Annotated in this window: 17 protein-coding genes and 1 riboswitch; of the genes, 7 read left to right on the top strand and 10 right to left on the bottom strand. The window is 72.5% G+C overall.

Features of this window, described 5'->3' with window-relative positions; genetic code table 11:
• Position 1: 1 nt before the first annotated feature.
• The 7 genes from ACIQ9P_RS22145 to ACIQ9P_RS22115 are packed head-to-tail and all read right to left on the bottom strand — an operon-like array spanning position 2 to position 4,994.
• Positions 2 to 937 (bottom strand): NAD(P)-dependent oxidoreductase, encoded by a 936-nt coding sequence (locus ACIQ9P_RS22145; protein ID WP_402358605.1) that lies wholly within the window; start codon positions 935 to 937, stop codon positions 2 to 4.
• Positions 934 to 1,515 carry a hypothetical protein gene (locus ACIQ9P_RS22140; protein WP_402358602.1) on the bottom strand — a complete coding sequence of 194 codons (582 nt, stop codon included), beginning with the start codon at positions 1,513 to 1,515 and terminating at the stop codon, positions 934 to 936. Before ACIQ9P_RS22140 ends, ACIQ9P_RS22145 begins: the two co-directional genes overlap by 4 nt.
• Positions 1,512 to 2,288, bottom strand: coding sequence for a hypothetical protein (locus tag ACIQ9P_RS22135; RefSeq protein ID WP_400755405.1), 777 nt, complete (start codon positions 2,286 to 2,288; stop codon positions 1,512 to 1,514). The genes ACIQ9P_RS22140 and ACIQ9P_RS22135 overlap by 4 nt, the downstream gene beginning before the upstream one ends.
• Positions 2,278 to 2,628, bottom strand: a complete 351-nt coding sequence (locus tag ACIQ9P_RS22130; RefSeq protein WP_402358599.1) for a hypothetical protein — start codon at positions 2,626 to 2,628, stop codon at positions 2,278 to 2,280. The genes ACIQ9P_RS22135 and ACIQ9P_RS22130 overlap by 11 nt, the downstream gene beginning before the upstream one ends.
• Positions 2,625 to 3,434 (bottom strand): hypothetical protein, encoded by an 810-nt coding sequence (locus ACIQ9P_RS22125; protein WP_402358596.1) that lies wholly within the window; start codon positions 3,432 to 3,434, stop codon positions 2,625 to 2,627. Before ACIQ9P_RS22125 ends, ACIQ9P_RS22130 begins: the two co-directional genes overlap by 4 nt.
• Positions 3,434 to 4,087: a hypothetical protein gene (locus tag ACIQ9P_RS22120; RefSeq protein WP_402358593.1), complete on the bottom strand. Its 654-nt coding sequence runs from the start codon at positions 4,085 to 4,087 to the stop codon at positions 3,434 to 3,436. Before ACIQ9P_RS22120 ends, ACIQ9P_RS22125 begins: the two co-directional genes overlap by 1 nt.
• Before the next feature lie 52 nt (positions 4,088 to 4,139).
• Positions 4,140 to 4,994, bottom strand: coding sequence for an isocitrate lyase/phosphoenolpyruvate mutase family protein (locus tag ACIQ9P_RS22115; RefSeq protein WP_402358590.1), 855 nt, complete (start codon positions 4,992 to 4,994; stop codon positions 4,140 to 4,142).
• A gap of 567 nt (positions 4,995 to 5,561) precedes the next feature.
• Here ACIQ9P_RS22115 and ACIQ9P_RS22110 point away from each other — a divergent pair.
• Both ACIQ9P_RS22110 and ACIQ9P_RS22105 read left to right on the top strand, forming a co-directional pair.
• Complete coding sequence (locus ACIQ9P_RS22110; RefSeq protein WP_402358587.1) at positions 5,562 to 8,588, top strand: type I polyketide synthase; 3,027 nt, start codon at positions 5,562 to 5,564, stop codon at positions 8,586 to 8,588.
• On the top strand, positions 8,581 to 9,873 hold the full coding sequence (locus ACIQ9P_RS22105) for an MFS transporter (protein WP_402358584.1): 1,293 nt from the start codon (positions 8,581 to 8,583) through the stop codon (positions 9,871 to 9,873). Before ACIQ9P_RS22110 ends, ACIQ9P_RS22105 begins: the two co-directional genes overlap by 8 nt.
• 20 nt (positions 9,874 to 9,893) lie before the next feature.
• Here the strand turns inward: ACIQ9P_RS22105 and ACIQ9P_RS22100 are convergent, their stop codons facing one another.
• Positions 9,894 to 10,622: an ABC transporter permease gene (locus tag ACIQ9P_RS22100; protein ID WP_402358581.1), complete on the bottom strand. Its 729-nt coding sequence runs from the start codon at positions 10,620 to 10,622 to the stop codon at positions 9,894 to 9,896.
• A gap of 215 nt (positions 10,623 to 10,837) precedes the next feature.
• A riboswitch (FMN riboswitch) is annotated at positions 10,838 to 10,968 on the top strand.
• A 248-nt stretch (positions 10,969 to 11,216) separates the two neighbouring features.
• Here ACIQ9P_RS22100 and ribB point away from each other — a divergent pair.
• Together ribB and ACIQ9P_RS22090 are read left to right on the top strand one after the other, a co-directional pair.
• Positions 11,217 to 11,867, top strand: coding sequence for a 3,4-dihydroxy-2-butanone-4-phosphate synthase (gene ribB / locus ACIQ9P_RS22095; RefSeq protein WP_402358578.1), 651 nt, complete (start codon positions 11,217 to 11,219; stop codon positions 11,865 to 11,867).
• A 55-nt stretch (positions 11,868 to 11,922) separates the two neighbouring features.
• Positions 11,923 to 12,960 (top strand): ABC transporter substrate-binding protein, encoded by a 1,038-nt coding sequence (locus ACIQ9P_RS22090; protein ID WP_402358575.1) that lies wholly within the window; start codon positions 11,923 to 11,925, stop codon positions 12,958 to 12,960.
• Between the two features lie 118 nt (positions 12,961 to 13,078).
• Here the strand turns inward: ACIQ9P_RS22090 and ACIQ9P_RS22085 are convergent, their stop codons facing one another.
• Positions 13,079 to 14,401 carry a D-arabinono-1,4-lactone oxidase gene (locus ACIQ9P_RS22085; protein WP_402358572.1) on the bottom strand — a complete coding sequence of 441 codons (1,323 nt, stop codon included), beginning with the start codon at positions 14,399 to 14,401 and terminating at the stop codon, positions 13,079 to 13,081.
• Between the two features lie 146 nt (positions 14,402 to 14,547).
• Between ACIQ9P_RS22085 and ACIQ9P_RS22080 the strand changes: the two genes are divergently transcribed.
• The 3 genes from ACIQ9P_RS22080 (at position 14,548) to ACIQ9P_RS22070 (ending at position 18,749) form a co-directional block, all read left to right on the top strand.
• On the top strand, positions 14,548 to 15,783 hold the full coding sequence (locus ACIQ9P_RS22080) for an alanine racemase (protein ID WP_402358569.1): 1,236 nt from the start codon (positions 14,548 to 14,550) through the stop codon (positions 15,781 to 15,783).
• A gap of 106 nt (positions 15,784 to 15,889) precedes the next feature.
• Positions 15,890 to 16,489, top strand: coding sequence for a TetR/AcrR family transcriptional regulator (locus ACIQ9P_RS22075; RefSeq protein WP_402358566.1), 600 nt, complete (start codon positions 15,890 to 15,892; stop codon positions 16,487 to 16,489).
• A 175-nt stretch (positions 16,490 to 16,664) separates the two neighbouring features.
• The gene (locus tag ACIQ9P_RS22070) at positions 16,665 to 18,749 is read left to right on the top strand and encodes a neutral/alkaline ceramidase (protein ID WP_402358563.1); all 2,085 of its coding nucleotides are present in this window, start codon (positions 16,665 to 16,667) and stop codon (positions 18,747 to 18,749) included.
• A gap of 70 nt (positions 18,750 to 18,819) precedes the next feature.
• On the opposite strand, the gene ACIQ9P_RS22065 is transcribed toward ACIQ9P_RS22070, so the two are convergent.
• A complete protein-coding gene (locus ACIQ9P_RS22065; RefSeq protein ID WP_402358560.1) occupies positions 18,820 to 19,476 on the bottom strand; it encodes a maleylpyruvate isomerase N-terminal domain-containing protein in 657 nt (218 codons plus the stop codon).
• Positions 19,477 to 19,610 lie beyond the last annotated feature (134 nt).

Here is a 19,610-nt window from a genome sequence, read left to right as displayed (position 1 = left end):
TTCAGTTCCCTCCCGGCTCCGGTGACAGGACATCGAGGATCCGCCGTACCGCCCAGGCGTCGAGGACGCCGCGCACGTCGGAGCGCTGGGCTCCCTGGTGCTGCGTCGCGAAGACGTTGGCGTCCCGGGTCGCGGCGAGGAAGCGGTCGGTCTCGGCGGCCAGGCCGGCGTCCACGGGGTCGAGGTAGCAGCCCCGCAGCCGGTCCTCGCGCAGGGCCGCGGCGACGGCGTCCTGGTCGATCAGTTCGTACCGGCCGACGTTGACCAGGTACGGCCGGCGGGCGGCGACCCCGGCGAGCCATGCCTCGTCGACCATCCGTCGGGTGGTCGGCCGCAACGGGACGGCCAGCACGTGGACGTCGGCCCCGGCCATCGCCTCGGCGCGGTCGAGCACCGGGAGGCCCTCCGGCAGGGAGGGGTGCCGGACGAATCCGGTGTCCACCCCGAGCGTCCCCAGGCGCCGGTGGACCGCCCGGCCGATCGGCCCCGCGCCCCAGACGGCCACCCGCTGCCCGGCCAGGGGTTCGCCCATCAGCCGGTGCTTGGCGAAGGTGCCGTCGAGCAGCCAGCGGTAGCCGACGCCCATCCGCCGGCACAGCACGGTCAGTCCCGCGACCGCCAGTTCGGCCACCGCGTCCGCGCTGACGTCCGCGTTGCGGTGCAGCCGGATGCCGCGGGCACCGAGGACGTCCAGCGCGATGTTGTCGGTACCGCTGCCGGGCCGCACCACGTCGGTCAGCCCGGGCAGTTCGGCGAGTTCGGCCGCGCCGAGGCCGGTCTCGGAGCGGAGTACCACCACGCGGCAGCGGCGGCGGGCCTCGGCCGGCAGGGCCGCGACGGAGGCGGCCCGGGCCACCTCCGCCGCGGTGGCCAGCCGGGCGAGGTGGGACTCACCCAGGGTGGTCAGGACGGCGACCACCGGACGTTCGACGGTCATGCCCCCACCTCGCCGGTCCCGGCCGTGCCGCCGAGCAGCCCCAGCGTCACCGGGTGCAGGACCTCGTCGAGCGGCCTGCCCGCGGCCATCAGCTCGCGCACCAGGGTCCCGGACACCGCCGGCAGGTGGGCGACGTCCAGGCGCACCACCCGCTCGCCGAGCGCGGTCCACGCCGCGGCCTTGGCGTCCTCGAAGTCGTCCCGGGAGGGGACGGCGAACACCCGCTCCGGCGGCAGGAGTTGCTGGTAGAGCGGCCAGTCGAGATCGAGCCGGTGCCCGACGAGGACCTGGATGTCGGGCACCCGCTCGGGGAACGCCGCTCCCACCGTGGCCCGGACCATCCGGTGGCGCAGCCACAGCGGCCACGGGTTGCGCTCACCGGCATGGTGGCCGTCCACGATCCGGGAGAACCCGGGTACCGGGGACGGGTGTCCGGCCTCGGCGGAGGTCTCGTTCGCGACCACGACGACGGTCAGTTTCGCGGTCCTCCGCAGCAGCTCGCCGATGTAGGCGAGATGGCCGCGGTGGATCGGCTGGAACCGTCCTTCCCAGACCAGGTGGGAGAAGCGCTCGGTCATGCGTGGGTCAGAGCACCTTCACGGGACGCGTCCAGGAATCCCAGGTAGGCGCGCTGGGCGCCCACCTGCGGACGTCCGGCCCGGCGCTGGGCCGGACGGCACACCACGGCGGGAATGCGGCGGCCGTGGCCCCGGGCGAACTCGGCCGCGACCGCGCAGCGCATGGCCTCGTAGAGGTTGACCCCGGCGGTGGCGCCGATCGGTGTCGCACCGATGGTGAGGGTGCCGATGATCGGGGTGCGGGTGTCCAGGCCGGTGTCGGTGTCGGAGATGATCACGTCCACCACGACCCCGTGGTCGCGCTCGATCGCGGCGGCGATCTGCACGGCCCGCAGATTCGGGTCGTCGGTGCCGAGGGTGGCCCGGTCGGTGCCGAACTCGTCGGCCAGCAGCAGGTGCTGGTCCGTCACGTGGTAGCCGAGCCGCTCGCTCCACGCCGCCGCGAGCTCCGGCAGCCGGTGTGCCGGGACGGTCTTGGGGTCGGGGTCGGCGAGCACCTGGCGGGGACCCACCCGGCCGAGCCCGGCGGAGGTGACCTTGTCGGCCACGACGACCACGTCGCCGTCGATGACGTGCGGGCCCACCAGTTCGGACAGCCGCCGGACCGTGGCGTCCCAGCCGGCTTCGGTGTCGACCTCGCCCGGGGCGGACTCGACCGAGGCGCAGATGTGCCCCGACTCGCCCATGCTGCCGAGAAGGCCCTTGAACGCCGCGTTCATCGCGACGGCCAGCTCCCAGAACCAGTCCGGGCGCTCGTTCGGCTCAGACGCCACGGAGAGCCTCCCGCAGGCTCAGCAGGCGCTCTTCCTCGGCGACCGAGTCGTCCTCGACGCCGTCGAAGCCGGGGTGGCGCCGGACGTCGTCGGGCTCCATCAGCACGAGGTCGGGCAGCGCCACGCGGTGGTCCGCGAGCGTGTTCTCCAGGTGGAAAATGGCTACCGACAGGTCGGACACCCGGATGTCCTCCAGCGGCCCCGCCGCCAGGAACTCCAGCTGGGCGTGGGCCAGGACCGCCTTGGCCCGCGGGTGCTCGCGCAGCTCGGCGAGCCGGGCCGCGTAGCCTTCCCGGATCTGCCGTTCAGGGGCGCTCCACGCCTCTGCGGTCATCGTCACAGTGCCTCCTTGGGACCGTTGCCGGCCCCGTCGAGAATGTTCAACAGTGTTTGTGTGTAGGGCTGTTCGGCTCCGGCGAGGAGTGCCTCGGTGAGCATGTCCAGCACCGGGCCGCCCGCCTCGGCGAGGGCGGGCAGCCCGCGGGCGATCTCGCCGAGGTCCTTGGCGGCGAGCCGCCCGAGGTAGGTCGAGCGCGCCGGTCCGCGGGCGTCCCGCACCACCGACCACTCGGGTACCGCGCGCCCCGCGGTACCGGCCGCCAGGACCTCCACCAGCGCGTCGGCACCGTCGGGGCCCGCCTCCCCCAGCGCGAGCGCGGCGGACCACTGCTGCACCAGCAGGACCCAGTTGTGGAGGAGTTTCGCCTTGGCGGCCTCGGGCGCGCTCGGGAATCCGATCGCCCGGCCCAGGGCCGACACCACGCGGCCGGCCGGTCCGTCCGGGTCGACGGGACTGCCCAGCAGCAGCACGCCCTGACCCAGGGCGAGTTCGCGCCCGCCACCGGTCAGACCGCCGCCGTGGTAGGCGGCGCCCAGCGCGGCGGCCTGCCGCGCGCACCGCCAGGCGGACTCCGGGCTCTGCGTGGTGAAGTCCAGGACGAAACCCGGCGCCCACTCCAACTCACCGAGCTGGCGCAGGCTTTCGTCACCCCGGGTGAGGGCCGTGATCAGCACGTCGGGCTCGGCGTCGAGCACGTGGCGCCGGTCGTCCCGGTCGGCCGCACGGACGGTGAAGCCACAGTCCGTGAGCCGACCGGAGACGGCGCGCCCGACCGCACCCCGGCCGAGCACTCCGATGAGAGTCATCAGGCGTTCAGGTAACCGGCCGCGAACATGTTGCCGCTGTGCGCGCGGACCATCGCGACGTGGGCCTCACGGATGACCTCGCACGCGCGCCGGGCACGGTCCTGGGCGGGCGTCGTACGGGCGAAGACCTGCAGGCCCAGGTGGCCCAGCCGGGCGTGGAAGCGCTCGTCCGGGTTGATGTGCTTCTCGAACATCTCGGCGGTCTCGGGGTCGAACCGGGCGAGGGCCTTCTCGTTGCGCTTGAGGCTCTGGGTCTCCACCGTCAGCTGCTGCGCGGCGAAGAACTCCTCCGGGTAGGCCATTTCGTCGAGCAGGTCGCCGAAACGCAGCTGCTCGGCGCTGGGGCGGTAGTCCATCACCGAGCCGCCCAGTGCCTCGATGCGGCGACGGCAGTGCTTGGCGTGCTTGGCCTCGTCGCCGACCTGACGGCCCACCAGGATTTTCAGCGTCAGGTCCGGTACCCGCCCGATGAACCGGCCGATGATGTCGACACCGCGGATCTCGTTGTACCAGCGGGGCTTGAGGGCCTCCGCGGCCGCGAGTCCGTCCAGCTTCCCGGTCCAGTAGACGGTGTCCGACTCCGGGAGCGCGGAGAAGTAGTCCTCGTTCTCCTGGTTGAGCTGGGCGATGAACTCTTCTACCTCTACTGCCACGACTCTCTCCTGATATTTCGAATTCTGAATCTGATGTCCGGGGCGGGCCGGATCAACGGGACAGCGAGAGCCATTCGTCGAGCCGCTGCAGCTCGAATATCTCGCGCACGCTGGCGACCTCGTTCTCGACGGCCGCGCTGGACCCGTCCTCACGAATTGTCGACAGCGTGCGCCGGACGGCACTCACAGTTGCCCGAAGACCCTGGTTCGCATAGATGCTCATGGCCACGCCGGCCTTCTGCATCTCGCCCACCGGCCAGTCGTAGTACGTCGTCGGAACGACGACGACCGGCCGAATACCGGACCACTTTCCGAGGAATTCCTGCACCTCGTCGGGGACCGAGGACTTCGAGTGGACGAGGATCGCGTCCGCGCCGGCCTCGGCATAGGCCGTGGCCCGGCGCAGCGCCTCGTTCACGTCGCATCCCGCGATCAGCGCCTCGGTACGGGCGATGACCACCAGGTCGGGATCGCGCTGGGCGGCCTTGGCCACGGCGATCCGGTGCGCGAACTCCGCGACGTCCTCCAGGACCTGACCCCGGGAACTGAAGCTGTTGACCTTCGGGAAGATCTTGTCCTCGATGCACACCGCGGCGATTCCGGCGGCCTCGTACTCGTGGATCATATGCGCGATGTTGAGCGAATTTCCAAATCCGGTGTCGCAGTCGGCGACGACCGGAAGTCCGCACGCGCGGTCGACCTCGACGGCGGACCGCAGGTAATCGGTCATGGTCAACAGACTCGCGTCCGGGAGCCCTCGGAATGCCGACACCTCAAAACTCGACGACCAGACGGCGTCGAAACCCGCCTCTTCCGCCAGAATCGCGGCCAGACCCGAGGACGCCCCCATGACGGTGGTGACCGCCGGAGACTCGATAAGCAACCTGAGCTTTCGCGATTTACGCACAGCTCGCCCCGTTCTTGTGAAAGTGATGTGCTGCCGACGGCCATGCCGACGGACCGGCCCGAATGGGCACGGCACGACAACGGGTCGTCGGAATTCCGGTACGCGACTGACATCGCGGCGAAGTGGTCAGAAGCCCCGGGACCTGAGCCGGGGGGACCGTTGCGCGAACTCGTCGACGATCACGGTCGACGACAGTCGCTGATTCCCCCATGGCGCCCGTCGGGCGGCGCGACCGCTCCATCCCCTGTGGCGGCCGACAAGCACCGGACACTAGATGAACTCGCAGCTGAGAGCAACCGAGGCGGTTCACGCTGAGGGATACGTCACAGAGAGACCGAGCCGGTCAGGGGCCGGGGGTACGGTGAAACGTCCCGCGCCGCCGGGTGCCGTCGGCCGCACCGCGGCCGATGCCCGTCGGCGCCAACGGACTTCTTCCGCCCTCCCTGGCAACCTCCCACCGACGCCGGCCCACCGGCCGCGTCCGGACGTGGGCCGGGGGGGCCGATCCGCCGCCGCACCCGAGTGCGGCTCCTTCTTCGACGCTTCTCAAGCGGGGGTTTTGCCGACATGCAACTGGACGACGCCGTAGCCGTCGTGGGCCTATCCGGCAGGTTCCCCGGGGCCGACTCACCGACACGGTTCTGGGAGAACATCGAGGCCGGTCGCGAGAGTCTCACCCGGCTGACCACCCAACAGCTCGCGGCCGCCGGAGTGACGCCCGAGGAGTACGGCCACGACTCCTACGTACCTGTCCGCGGCGTGCTCGACGACGTCGACCTGTTCGACGCGGAGCTGTTCGGCTACCCGCCCCGCGAGGCCGAACTCATCGACCCCCAGCAGCGCTTGCTGCTCCAGTGCGCCCGGACGGCCCTGGAGGAGGCGGGCCACGGCGCGGGCGGCGGCCGCGTCGGTGTCTTCGTCGGCACGTCGATGAGCAGCTACCTGCTGCACCACCTGCTCCGACGGCCGGAACTGGAACAGGACGTCGGCGTCCTGCCGATCATGGTGGGCAACGACAAGGAACACGCCGCGACCCGGATCGCCTACCGCCTCGGCCTCACCGGACCCGCCCTCGCCGTCCAGACCGCGTGCTCCACCTCGCTGGTCGCGGTCCACTACGCGGCCCGGAGCCTGCTCTCCGGCGAGTGCGACCTGGCCCTCGCCGGAGGCGCCTCCGTCACCCTGCCGCAGCACGTCGGCTACCGCTACCAACGCCACGGCATCCTGTCCCCCGACGGTCACTGCCGGGCCTTCGACCGCCGGGCGGCCGGAACCGTGGCGGGCAGCGGCGTCGGCGTCGTGCTGCTCAAGCGGGCGCTGGACGCGCAGCGGGACGGCGACGTGGTGCACGCCCTGATCCGGGGCTCCGCCGTCAACAACGACGGCGGCGACAAGGTCGGTTACACCGCGCCGAGCGTCGCCGGGCAGACGGCGGTCGTCCGCGCGGCACTGCGGGCCGCCGGCGTCACCCCCGCGGAGATCGACTACGTCGAGACCCACGGCACCGGTACCGAACTCGGCGACGGCATCGAGATCGCCGCCCTGACCGCCGCCTTCCGGGACGGCCCCGAGCGGCGCGGCGACTGCGCGATCGGCAGCCTCAAACCCAACATCGGCCACCTCGACGCCGCCGCGGGCATCGCCTCCTTCATCAAGGCCGTACTGGCCCTCAAGCACCGGGTACTGCCGCCGAGCATCAACTGCGAGGAGCCCAACCCCGATCTCCGGCTGGAGGAGAGCCCGTTCCGCGTCAACCGCGAGGCCCGGCCCTGGCCGTCCTCCGGCGCGCCCCGGCGGTGCGGGGTGAGTTCCTTCGGCATCGGCGGCACCAACGCGCACGTCGTCCTGGAGGAGGCACCGCCGGCCGCACCGCCGACCGCCGACCGGCAACGACCGGCGGAGATCGTCGTCCAGTCGGCGCGTAGCCACGAGGGCGTCCTGGCCGCCGGCGCCGACCTGGTACGGCACCTGGACGCGCACCGCCCCCCGCTCGGCGACGTCGCCCACACGCTGCAGACCGGACGGGCCCACCTGGAGTGGCGACGGGCCGTCACCGTGAGCGGGCTCGACGGACTCGGCGCCGCCCTGGACGGCGCCGCCGTCCGCCAGGTGCCCCGGTCCTCGTCACTGGTCCTCCAGTTCCCCGGCCAGGGCTCCCAGTACGCCGGCATGGCGGCCGGCCTCCACCGGGAGATCCCGCGGTTCCGCGCCGCGTTCGACCACTGCCTGACCCTGCTCGAACCCCGACTCGCCGCGGACCTCGACCGACTGCTGACCCGCGACCGGCCCACCGACGACGACGACGCGGAACTCGGGGACACCCGGCTCGCCCAACCCGCGCTGTTCGTCACCCAGTACGCGCTGGCCCAGGTACTGACCGGCTGGGGGCTGCGTCCCAAGGCGCTGATCGGCCACAGTGTCGGCGAGTACACCGCCGCCTGCCTGGCCGGAGCGATGTCCCTGGAGGACTCCCTCCGTCTGGTCGCCGCGCGCGGCGAGGTCATGGCGCGGGCGCCGCGCGGCACGATGCTCGCGGTGCTCGCCGCCGAGCCGGACGTCCGCGGCCGGCTGGACGGCACACTGTCGGTCGCCGCCGTCAACGCGCCGTCGGTGACCGTGGTCGGCGGCACCGCCGAGGAGGTCGAGGCGCTCGCGCGACGGCTGGCCGCGGAGGGGACGACGACCCGCGCGCTGCGGGTCGGCCACGCCTTCCACACGGCGCTGATGGCCCCCGTACTGGAGGAATTCCGCGCGCTGGCCGGGTCGGTGACGTTCTCCCGGCTCAGGATCCCGGTGGTCTCCAACGTCACCGGCGACTTCATGAACCGCCGCAGGGGCCACTCGGCCGACTACTGGACCGAGCACCTGCGCGAGCCGGTGCGCTACGCCGACGGCCTGGCCAAGGTCCTGGCCCTGCCCGGTCCGATCGTGCTGGAGGTCGGTCCCGGACGTGCGCTGACCGGTCTCGCCCGCCAGCAGGACCCCGGCGGCCGGGCGGTCCTCGCCACGACCATGCCCCGACCGGCCGAGGAGCCGGCCGAGGCCGCCCGGATGCTGTTCGACGCCGTCGGCACCGCCTGGTCCGCCGGGGCGGCCGTGGACTGGACCGCCCACCACGCGGACGCCCAACGGCGCCGGGTCCCGCTGCCCACCTACCGGTTCGCCCGGACCCGGCACTGGATCGACGCGCCCGGAGCCGTACCCCGGACGACGACCGGCACACCGACGGACGCGCCGCAGAACCCACCGCCGGACGCACCGGCCGAGGCCCCCACCGCCGGTTCGGCGCCCGCCGGAAGTGCGTCCGCCGGAAGTGCGCTCACCAGGAGTGCGTCCGCCGAGAGCGACCTCACCGGAATCTGGAGCAGGCTCCTGGGCACCCGCGGCATCGGCCCGGACTCGGACTTCTTCGAACTCGGCGGCCACTCCCTGCTGGCCGTCTCGCTCCTGACGGGCATCCAGGAGACCTTCGGCGTCGAGCTCTCCCTCAACGACACCTACCGGGCCCGGACGCTCGGCGCGCAGGCCACCCTCATCACCACCCGCCGCGGCGAAGGCGCCGGCGTCCCGGACAGGAGAACCGACAGTGTCTGAGTCCCCGACCACGGAGGTCGCCGACCAGCAGCCCGCGCCGACCCCGCCCGGCGGGCGGCGGCGCCGCCTCACCGACCGGCTGCCCGAGCCCGGCCCGGCCCGGCTGATCGTCCTGGTGTCGCTGATCACCAGCATCGGGCTCGGCCTGTACATCTCCGGCAGCGCCGTCTTCTTCGTCCGCTCGGTCGGCCTGACGGCCACCCAGGTCGGCCTGGGCCTGTCGGTGGCGGGCATGGCCGGCCTCGCCCTGGGCATCCCCGTCGGCCACCTGGCCGACCGCCACGGCGCCCGCGAGGTGACCATCGCGATGGTCGCGACGCAGGTAGTCCTGCTGGTCTGGGCGACCCGGGTCACCTCGTTCTGGCTGTTCCTGGTGGTCATCACCACGCTCGGCGTGGTGGAGAGCGGCGCGGACGTCGGACGGCAGGCCATCCTGTCCGCGCTGATCGGGCCCGAGCAACGGGTCACGGTGTCCGCCTACAGCCGGGCGGTCTTCAACGGAGGTTTCTCCCTGGGCGTGCTGGCGGCGGGCCTCGCCGTCGCCGCGGACACCAGAGCCGCCTACACCGCGCTGATGCTCGGCAACGCCGGCACCGCGCTCCTGGTGTGCGTGCTGTACCTGCGCCTCCCCAGGATCCCCGGCACCAGCGAGCGCAAGGACGCGCCGTCGGGGCTCACCGCGCTGCGCGACCTGCCCTACCTGGCGATGGCCCAGGTCAGCGGGATCGTCATGCTGGGAGACATCCTGCTGACGGTCGGCCTGCCACTGTGGGTGGTGTCCCACACCCACGCGCCCCGACCCGCCGCCTCGTGGCTGATCGGGGTCAACACCCTGCTCGTGATGGTGTTCCAGGTCCGCGCGGCCCGCGGTGCCGACACCCTCGCCGGTGCGACCAGGCTCCACCGGTGGGCATTCCTCGGCCTGGCGGCGTCCTGCGTCCTGGCATCGGTCACCGACCGCCTCCCCACCTGGCTCGCGGTCGCCGTACTCGCCTGCTCGGTCGCCCTGCTGACGCTCGGCGAGCTGTGGGGGAACAGTGCGCGCTGGACGCTCCGCTACGACCTCGCGGACCCCGGTGCGCAGGGCCAGTACGGCGGCGCGTTCCAACTGGGCACCGCACTGCCCAGGGTTCTCGGGCCGCTCATGGTCACCGCTCTCACCGACCGGCTGGCCTGGCTCGGCTGGCTGCTCGTGGGCGCGGTGTTCCTCCTCGGGTACCTGCTGTTCCCGGCCACCATGCGGTGGACCGAACGCACCCGTCCCGTGTACACCGCCCGTACCTGACCGGCCGTCGGGCGCCCCGGTCAGCGGCGCTCGACGCCGCCCTCCACCAGCCGCATCGCCCCGTACAGGGCCACGGCGAGGAGCGAGAGCATGAGGAGGGTGGAGAACATCCCGAGCGTGTCCGAGCCGTTGCGCTGCACGGCGAGCAGTTGACCCAGGCCCTCACCGCCCATCACGAACTCGCCCACCACCGCGCCGGTGACCGACAGCGTCACGCCGGTCCGGAGCCCGGCGAGCACGCTGGGCAGGGCGAGCGGGAACTCGATGTGCCGCATCATCCCCCAGGCTCCGACCCCGTCGACCCGCGCCGCGGCCAGGACCTCCCGGTCCAGGCCGCGGATGCCCAGTACGGTGTTGACCAGGATGGGGAAGAACACCATCAGCGCGCACAGCACCACCACGGGCCACGTTCCGTACCCGAGCCACAGGGCGAGCAGCGGTGCGAGCGCCACCGCCGGGACGGCCTGGGTCGCGGCCAGGTACGGCTGCAGCGCGCGGGCCGCGAGGCGGCTGCGGGCGAGCAGGTAGCCGAGCGGCAGCGCCACGGCCGTCCCCAGCGCGACGCCGGCGAGGCTCTCGTACAGCGTGGTGACCGTCGCGTCCAGCAGCGTGCCCCGGCCCAGCGCCGCGACGAACTCCCGTGCCAGGTCGACCGGGTGCGGGAGGAAGAACGAGGACACGGCACCGCCGTCGACCGCGCCCGCCCACAGCAGGAGGAGGAGCACACCGGGCACGAGCGGGGTCAGCACCGCCCCGAGCCGATCCCGGACCGCTCCCGTCGGCCTCTTGGGGCCCATCCCTCGCACCGCTGGTCTCCTCTTCGCCTGTGCCTGAGCAGTACTGGTGGCCGATTCGCCCGGCGACCGACGCAGATCCTGTCACAGCCGCCGACCGCCGGGTCGGCGTGTGTGCCGTGGAACACATCCACAATCCGCGGCATACGTGGCATGATCCTCCCGAGTGTTCGCGCGCTCCGGGGTCGGTGTAATTCCGAACCGGCGGTTAAAGTCCGCGACCCAGCCGACGCCATCGGCTGGTTGACCTGGTGAAACTCCAGGACCGACGGTGAAAGTCCGGATGAAAGGTAGTGCGCGGCGACACGTTGTCCGGCCAGGAGCGGCTTGCCGCCCCGGCGTCCGGATTCGGTGCTCGCTCTCCCCGGAACGGTGTCTGTGCACGGGGGCGAGCTGCCACTCGCCATCCCTCCCCGCGCACCTGACGCCGTCCATTGCGGAGGGCCGTGTGCGCAAGCACGCGTCCTTCTGGATGGCCGCGTTCTCTCGCAGATCAGTGAACTCCCGGACCCACGGGCCCAGGGGTTTCCCGACCTCAGGAGAGAGCAGATGGCAAACACCCTTCTCAACCGCACCGACCGCCTGCGGCAGGTGGAGCAGGCGATCGAGTCCTTCCGCCGCGGCGCCTTCGTGGTCGTCTTCGACGACGAGTCCCGCGAGAACGAGGGCGACCTGATGGTGGCCGCCGAGTACACCGACGAGGCCGCGATGCGGTACATGCTCGACCACTCCTCCGGTGTGGTCTGCGCGGCGGTGCCGTACGAGCGGTGCGCGGAGCTCGATCTGCCGCAGATGACGGCGGACAACTCCGGCCTGCACGGCACGGCCTTCACCGTGTCGGTGGACCTGCTGGCCGGCGGTACCACCGGCATCCCGGTCGACGAGCGGGCCCGCACCGTACAGGCGCTGGCCGACCCGACCGCCCGGCCGGGCGACTTCGCCCGACCCGGTCACATCTTCCCGGTGCGTGCCGCGCGCGACGGCGTGCTGGAGCGCGACGGCCACACCGAGGCCGGGGTGGACCTGTCCCGCCTGGCCGGACTGTCCGGCGTCACCACCATGTGCGAGGTCGTCCGTCCCGACTGGAGCATGGCCCGCCTCGACGACCTGCGGGAACTCGCCGCGCGCGACGGATTGGCGCTCATCTCGGTGGGCGACCTGGTGGCCTACCGGCTGGCCGCCCGGCAATCGACCGTCTGAGCGGACCGACGCTCTCCGATCAGATCGACCATCGAACAAGGAAACGACGATCCCCGTGCTCAGCTCCCACCTGTCCGGACGGTTCCGGAAGCTCACCGGCCTCACCGCAATCGTGCTGCTCACCGGGTCGGCCCTCGCGGGCTGCGGCAGCGGCGCGGCGAGCTCCGCCGACCGTGCCGAAGGCCACGCCCTGACCGTCGGCCTGACCTATGTGCCCAACATCCAGTTCGCGCCCTTCTACGTCGCCGAGTCCCTCGGCTACTACAAGGACGCGGGCCTGAAGGTCGACCTCCACCACCACAGCTTCACCGACGCCCAGTTCGGCGCGCTGGCGGCCGGCCAGGAGGACGTGGTGTTCGCGGGCGGCGACGAGATGCTCCAGGCCCGGTCCCAGTCCGTACCGGTGGTCGACATCGCCACCCTCTACACCCGCTACCCGGTGGCCGTCATGGTGCGCGCCGACTCGCCGGTGAAGCAGGCCGAGGACCTCAAGGGTCGCACCATCGGCACCCCCGGCCCGTACGGGGAGACGTACTTCGCGCTGCTGGCACTGCTGCAGAGCGCCGGGCTGTCCGCCTCCGACGTGCAGGTGCAGAACATCGGCTTCACCCAGCAGGCGGCGCTCATCGGCAACAAGGTCGACGCGGTCACCGGCTACCTCAACAACGACGCCGTCCAGTTCGCCCAGTCGGGCACCGCCGTCCGGACGATCCAGCCCTCCGGTTCGGCGGACGCCCTGCCGCTCGTCGCCGCCGGCCTCGGCACCGGCCAGGAGACGCTGAAGAACCGGTCGGCCGATCTCAAGGCGTTCCTCGCGGCCACCTTCAAGGGCGTCCAGTACACCGTGGACCACCCCGACCAGGCGGTCGACCTCAGCAAGAAGTTCGTCCCCGGCCTGGACGACTCCAAGAAGCAGGCCGACGCCCTGGCCGTGCTCAAGGAGACCGTCCCCCTGCTCCAGTCCTCCGGCGCGAAGCCCGGCTACAACGACCCGGCCGTCTGGGACCGCATGGAGGAGTTCATGCGCTCCCACAGCCTGCTCACCAAGCCGGTCACGGTGAAGGAGGCGTTCGACAACTCCCTTCTGCCGTAAGCACGGTGGTCGGTGTCCGTCCGTGCCGGCTCCGGGACCGGGGCCCCGACTGTCGAGGGTCGGCACCCCGCGTCGCGCGGGTCCGGCCGGGCGGGCCCGGAGTGAACAACCCCGTTCGCTAGCTCGAAAGCGCCTCCGGGGCCGTCCCCAGCACACGGTCCAGGTAGGGATTGGCGAAGACGCCGCTCGGGTCCAGCTTGTCGCGCAGGGCGACGAAGTCGTCGAAGTGCTCGTAGCGCGGGCGGAGCGCGGTGGCGTCGAGGTCGTGCATCTTGCCCCAGTGCGGGCGGCCGCCGTAGGCGCTCAGGATGTCCTGGCAGGCCCGGAAGTACCGCTGGTACGGCATGCGGTGGTACTGGTGGAAGGCGATGTAGCAGTTCGCCCGGCCCTGGGCGGTCGACAGCCAGATGTCGTCCTGGGCGACGAACCGGACCTCCAGCGGGAAGGAGATCCGCTCGTCGTGCCGGTCGACCCAGTCCTTGATCTCCCGCAGCGCGTCCACCGCGTGCTCGCGCGGGATCGCGAACTCGCCCTCCAGGAACCGGACCGGACGGGAGGAGGCGAAGATCCGGTAGGAGAGGTCCGTCCACTCGCGCGCGGACATCGCCCGCGCCGCGAAGCGGGCGATCGGGCGCACGGTGGCCGGGAAACGGGTACCGACCCGGCACAGCGCCTCGAAGCCGGGGCCGTTGAGGAGTTCGTCCAGGCGCGTACTGAGGGCGCCGATCGGGGTGAGTTCGACGTCCGCGGGCCGGCGGGTGAAGCGGCGGGTCAGCGACACCTCGCTGTGCGGGAACCAGAAGAACTCGAAGTGATCGTTGGCGTCAGCGAGTTCGTCGAGCCGGCCGAGGACCTCGGCGACGGGTTGCCGGGCGTCCACCGCGTGCAGGGCGTACAGCGGGACGCACTGCAGTGTGACCTCGGTGATGATCCCGAGGGCGCCGAGGCCGACCCTCGCGGCGGCGAAGAGGTCGGGCCGCTCGGTCGGCGAGCACCGCGTCACCGTGCCGTCGGCCAGCACGAGTTCGAGCGCGCGCACCTGGGTGGCGATGCCGCCGAAGCGGGTGCTGGAACCGTGGGTGCCGGTGGAGATGGCGCCGGAGATCGTCTGGCGGTCGATGTCGCCGAGGATCTCCATGGCCAGTCCGTGCCGCGCGAGCAGCGGGTTCAGCTCCCGGAGCGGCATGCCGGCGCCGACCGTGACCAGGCCCGTTGCGGCGTCGACGGAGATCAGCCGGTTCATCCGGTCCAGCTGGAGCTGCACCCCGGGGGCGACGGCGACCGGGCTGAAGGAGTGCCCGGAGCCGATCGCCTTGATCCGCTGTCCGTTCCGCAGCGCGGCGGCGACCTCGGCGGCCGTCTCGTCCGCGTCGGCGGGCCGCGCGACCCGCACCGGATGCGCCTGTTCATTCCCCGCCCAGTTGCGCCATGCGTTCGCCATGGGACGGAAGGATGGACTTGGTCAACTGTCCAAGTCAAGGGTCCGGGAGCCTTGACTTGGACAGTTGACCAAGTCACGCTGCCGAGGGGAAAGGGGGCACCCCCGGACCCGCGACAGGCCCCAGCCGCTCCACCGGGAGGCCCTCGATGACGACCTGGACCACGACCACGGCCGGGCCCGCGACCTTCGACCAACTGCAGCGGGCCACAGCCGAGTTGCGCCCCCCGTTCGCGGTCGTCGACCTCGGCGCGCTGCGGGCCAACGCGGCCCGGATGGCCGCCCGCGCCGACGGCAAACCGATCCGGCTGGCCAGCAAGTCCCTGCGCAGCCGCACCCTCATCGAAGAGGTGCTGCGCACGCCCGGCTACCACGGGATCATGGCCTTCACCCTGCCCGAGGCCCGCTGGCTCGCCCGCACCACGGACCCCTCGCTCGGCGACATCCTCGTCGCGTACCCCTGCGCCGACCGCGCCTCACTGCGCGAGCTCGCCGCCGACGAGGAAGCGGCGGCGCGGATCACGGTCATGGCCGACTCGGTCGAACACCTCGACCTGATCGACGCGGCGGTCCGGGACACCGGCGCCCGCCGTCCCCGGCTGCGCGTCTGTCTGGACCTCGACGCCTCGCTGCGGCTGCTCGGCGGCCGCGTGCACATCGGCATGCGGCGTTCGCCGATGCACGACCCCGGGGCCGCGGGGGCGCTGGCGCGGGCCGTGCTGGCCAGGCCGTCGCTGCGACTGGTCGGGGTGATGTCCTACGAGGGCCACATCGCCGGACTCGCCGACAACCGGCCCGGCGCGCCGCTGATGCGCGCGGGCGTACGGCTGATGCAGCGCCTGTCCACGCAGGAACTGCGGATCCGGCGCGCCGCGGCCGTGCGCGCCGTCCAGGACGTGACCCCACTGGAGTTCGTCAACGGCGGCGGCACCGGCAGCCTCGAATCCACCTCCGCCGAAGCCGCGGTCACCGAACTCGGCGCCGGCTCGGGCCTGTACGCGCCGCGTCTGTTCGACCACTACCGGGCCTTCACCCCGGTGCCCGCCGCCCTCTTCGCGCTGACCGTGGTCCGCCGCCCCGCACCCCGGCACGTCACCGTCCTCGGCGGTGGCTGGATCGCCTCCGGCCCGGCCGGTGCCGACCGGCTGCCGACTCCGGTCTGGCCGCAGGGGCTGCGCCTGATCGCCGCGGAGGGTGCCGGCGAGGTGCAGACACCGCTCGTCGGCGCGGCGGCGGACGACCTCCGCCTCGGCGACCGGGTCTGGTTCCGGCACGCCAAGGCGGGCGAGCTGTGCGAGCACGTGGACCGGCTGCACCTGGTCGAGGGCGACCGGATCGTCGGCGAGGCCCCGACGTACCGGGGCGAGGGCCATGCCTTCCTCTGAGCGCCGAGGCTCCGGAACCTCGTTCTCCGCCGGCCGACGAGACCCCGCGGCGCGCGCCGGGGTAGCGTGCCCCGGACGCGTCCGCCTCCCCGCCCCTGGAGTCACCATGGTCCGCCGCTCAGCCGACGAGCGCCGCGAGGAGCTGCTGGAGGCGGCGATCAAGGTCATGATCCGCGACGGCGTCGCCAAGGCGACGACCCGCACGATCGTCGCCGAGGCGGGCCTGCCGCTGGGCGCCTTCCACTACTGCTTCCGGTCCAAGGAGGAACTGCTCCACAGCGTGATCGAACGCATCACCCAGGGCGCCCTCGCCCCCGCCGTCGCGGCCGCGACCTCGGTCGAGGGCGTGCCGGTCGCGGACATCGTCCGCGACACCCTGCGCGTCTACTGGGACCGCATCCGGGCGACACCGGACGAACACCTGCTGACCTACGAGCTGACCCAGTACGCGCTGCGCCAGTCCGGTCTCTCCGAGGTGGCGCGCCGCCAGTACGGCCACTACCTCGCGGTGAACGCCGAGTCCCTCGCCACGATGGCCCGGCTCGCGGGCTTCGCATGGACGGTGCCCCTGCCCACCCTGGCCCGTTACGGGCTCGCCGTCCTGGACGGGCTGACGCTGAACTGGCTGATCGACCGGGACGACGAGGCGGCGGGCGCGGCGCTGGACGAGTACGCGGCGTACCTGGTCTCCGTCGCCCGCTACTGACCGATCCTCTCCCCGAACACCCCCCCGACCCGGCTCGTCGCCGACCGCCCCACGGGCGGCGACGGTCCCGCAACAGCCCCACCGCCCCACCCCCGCCCGCACCTCCCGATCGATCGCCACCCCGCGTCCCCGGGTACAAGCCCGGGTACACCCCCACCCTGCGGAGGCACGAACCGTGGAAACGTCAGAGTTCACGCGTCGACGAGGACTTCAGTTCGCCGCGGCGGCCGCCGGCGGCCTCGCCGTCGGTACCACCCCGGCCGCTGCCGCCGAAGCGGCCCTACCGTCGACGTCCTCGCCGCGCTCCCCGGCGGCGCCCGCGTCACCTTCCCCGTACCTCGTCGGCCGGGGCATCGCCGACATCACCGGCGCCGCCGCCGAGAGCGGCATGATGGGCTACTCGATGCCCGGCCAGCAGACCACCGGCATCCACCAGCGTCTGCGGGCACGGGCCTTCGTCGTCGCCGACCCCGCGGGCGGCAACCGCGTGGCCTGGTGCAACACCGATCAGGGCATCCTCCCCCACGCCGTCTTCCGGGCCGTGCTCACCCGCCTCGCCGCCGCCCACGGCGTGCTCTACACCGAGCAGAACGTCTCGCTCAGCGCCACCCACACCCATGCCGGCCCCGGCGGCTGCAGCCACGACCTCGTCTACAACCTGTCGATCCTCGGCTTCCAGCAGCAGAACTTCGACGCCGTGGTCGACGGCGTCGTCGAGGCGATCGAGGCCGCCCACGCCGACCTCCGCCCCGGGACCCTCACCCTCGGGCGCGGCGAGCTCACCGACGCCAGCGTCAACCGCTCCCGCGCCGCGTTCGAGCTCAACCCCCGTGCCGACAAGGACGCCTACCCGCTCGGCATCGACCCGGCGATGACCGTCCTGCGCTTCCGCCAGGGCGGCACCGACGTCGGGGCGATCAGCTGGTTCCCCACCCACGGCACCTCGATGACCAACGGCAACACACTGATCAGCGGCGACAACAAGGGCTACGCCGCCTACGCGTGGGAGCACGACACCGCCGGGGTGCGCTACCTCGACGGCGCGCCCGGCTTCGTGGCCGCTTTCCCGCAGACCAACGCGGGCGACATGTCCCCGAACCTCGACCTCAGGCCCGGATCCGGCCCCACCGACGACGAGTTCGAGAACACCAGGATCATCGGCCTGCGCCAGTTCACCGCCGCCCGGCGGATCTTCGCCTCCGCCGACACCCCCGTGACCGGTGGCATCGACGCGCGGACGCGCTACGTCGACATGTCCCAGGTCCGGGTCGACGGCCGCTACACCCCGGACGGCCGGATCCACCACACCAGTCCGGGCGTCATCGGTGTGTCCACGCTGGCGGGAAGCACCGAGGACGGTCCGGGGATCCCCGGCATCATCGAGGGCACGCCCTCCCCGCTCGCCCCGCTCGTCGACCTGATCAACGCCGTCGTCCCGCAGTGGCTCGCCGACGAGCAGTCGCCCAAGACCTCGGTCGTCCCCAGCGGCCTGCTCCAGGCCACCCCGAACGTCCTGCCGTTGCAGCTGCTCAGGATCGGCCAGCTCCATCTGGTGGGCGGCCCGGCCGAGTTCACCATCGTCGCCGGCCTACGGATCCGCCGTGCCGTCGCCGCCGAGCTCGGGGTCCCGCTGGAGAACGTCCTGATGCAGGGCTACACCAACGGGTACAGCCAGTACGTCACCACGCCCGAGGAGTACGACGGCCAGCAGTACGAGGGCGCCTCCACACTCTTCGGCCGGTACACCACCCCCGCCTACCAGCAGGAGTTCGCCAAGCTGGCCGCCGCCCTGCGCGACGGCACCACCCTGCCGCTCGGCTCTCCCCCGCCCGAGGCCGCGACCGGAACCCTGAACCTGCAGCCCGGCGTCGTCCTGGACAGTCCGGGCTGGGCGCGCCGCTTCGGCCAGGTCCTCACCGACGCGGCGCCCGGCTACCGGACCGGCCAGCGCGTGACCACCGTCTTCGTCACCGGCCACCCCAAGAACGACCTCCACCGCGGCGGCACCTTCCTGGAGGTGCAGCGGCAGCTCAACGGCACCTGGGTGCGGTACCTCGACGACGGCGACTGGCCGACCAAGTACCGCTGGCAGCGCACCAACGCCCTGACCGGGGAATCCACCGCGACCGTCACCTGGGACATCGCTCCCGGCACCCCGGCCGGCACCTACCGCGTCATCCACTCCGGCAACGCCAGGAACGGCCTCACCGGCGCGATCACCGGCTTCACCGGGGCCTCGCGCGCGTTCACGGTCTCCTGAACCAGTCGTCCTGCCGCTTCGGCGCGGTTCCGGCGGAGTCATCCCTTGGGGGACTCCGCCGGGCCGGTGGTCAGCTGAGGAAAAGGGGCAGGCGCTCGCCCAGCGGGCCCAGGGCCGTCGTTTCGGCGGGGGTCGCGGGGCGGCGCCCGGTGCCGATCAACAGGGTTTCCGTGTCGCCGAGGTCGGCCGGGAAGTCCTCCCCGGCGATGCGTTCCAGCAACCGCCGGGACGCGGCCAGGCCCTCGGCGGGCGGGCCGGGCACCTGCGGGAGGTGGGTGACGAGGTCCAGGTGGTGCAGCGTCCACTCCAGGACGTACGCGTCCAGGAAGTGACCGACCGTCAGCACCTGTCCCTGGGTGGCCACCCGCAGGCGCGGGTCGGCCAGTCGGGCGGCGCGCCCCGCCGCGGAGCCGACGTCGTCCAGATGGAAGCGCAGCAGGGCCGGGTCGCCGTAGGCGGCGGCGAGCCGGACGGTGAGCGCGTCCAACGGGTCCTGCCCGTCCGGTGGTTCGGAGGAGACGTCCCAGTACGACGCCGCGTCGCGGGTCGGCTCCGCCTCGGCCGGGGTGACCAGCGTGATCAGCACGTCCTGGGCGTCGATCACCAGATGGCACACCAAGTCCCGCACCAGCCAGCCCGCGCACCCCGACGGCGCCGGGAAGTCCTCCGGTGCGAGCCCGTCCACCGCCGACCGCAGCGCGGCCCATGACCGTTCGAAGAGTCCCACCCCGGCAAGCTACCACCACCCACCGGTGACTCCCCCGCATCCGATCCCGGCCGGACACGGCGATGTCGGTGACCGACGGTAGGGTCGTGGACCGACGGCCCCGGGTCCGGTCCCGGTCCGGGGTCCGACGGGCC

This window comes from Kitasatospora sp. NPDC094019 (assembly GCF_044764505.1).
Lineage (GTDB): Bacteria > Actinomycetota > Actinomycetes > Streptomycetales > Streptomycetaceae > Kitasatospora.
This window is presented reverse-complemented; position numbering and strand designations above follow the sequence as displayed.

Bases quoted from the DNA above. Each gene is read 5' to 3' on its own strand.
- ACIQ9P_RS22145 (WP_402358605.1), bottom strand. From the start codon at position 937: ATGACCGTCGAACGTCCGGTGGTCGCCGTCCTGACCACCCTGGGTGAG.
- ACIQ9P_RS22140 (WP_402358602.1), bottom strand. From the start codon at position 1,515: ATGACCGAGCGCTTCTCCCACCTGGTCTGGGAAGGACGGTTCCAGCCG.
- ACIQ9P_RS22125 (WP_402358596.1), bottom strand. From the start codon at position 3,434: ATGACTCTCATCGGAGTGCTCGGCCGGGGTGCGGTCGGGCGCGCCGTC.
- ACIQ9P_RS22110 (WP_402358587.1), top strand. From the start codon at position 5,562: ATGCAACTGGACGACGCCGTAGCCGTCGTGGGCCTATCCGGCAGGTTC.
- ribB (WP_402358578.1), top strand. From the start codon at position 11,217: ATGGCAAACACCCTTCTCAACCGCACCGACCGCCTGCGGCAGGTGGAG.
- ACIQ9P_RS22085 (WP_402358572.1), bottom strand. From the start codon at position 14,401: ATGGCGAACGCATGGCGCAACTGGGCGGGGAATGAACAGGCGCATCCG.
- ACIQ9P_RS22080 (WP_402358569.1), top strand. From the start codon at position 14,548: ATGACGACCTGGACCACGACCACGGCCGGGCCCGCGACCTTCGACCAA.
- ACIQ9P_RS22075 (WP_402358566.1), top strand. From the start codon at position 15,890: ATGGTCCGCCGCTCAGCCGACGAGCGCCGCGAGGAGCTGCTGGAGGCG.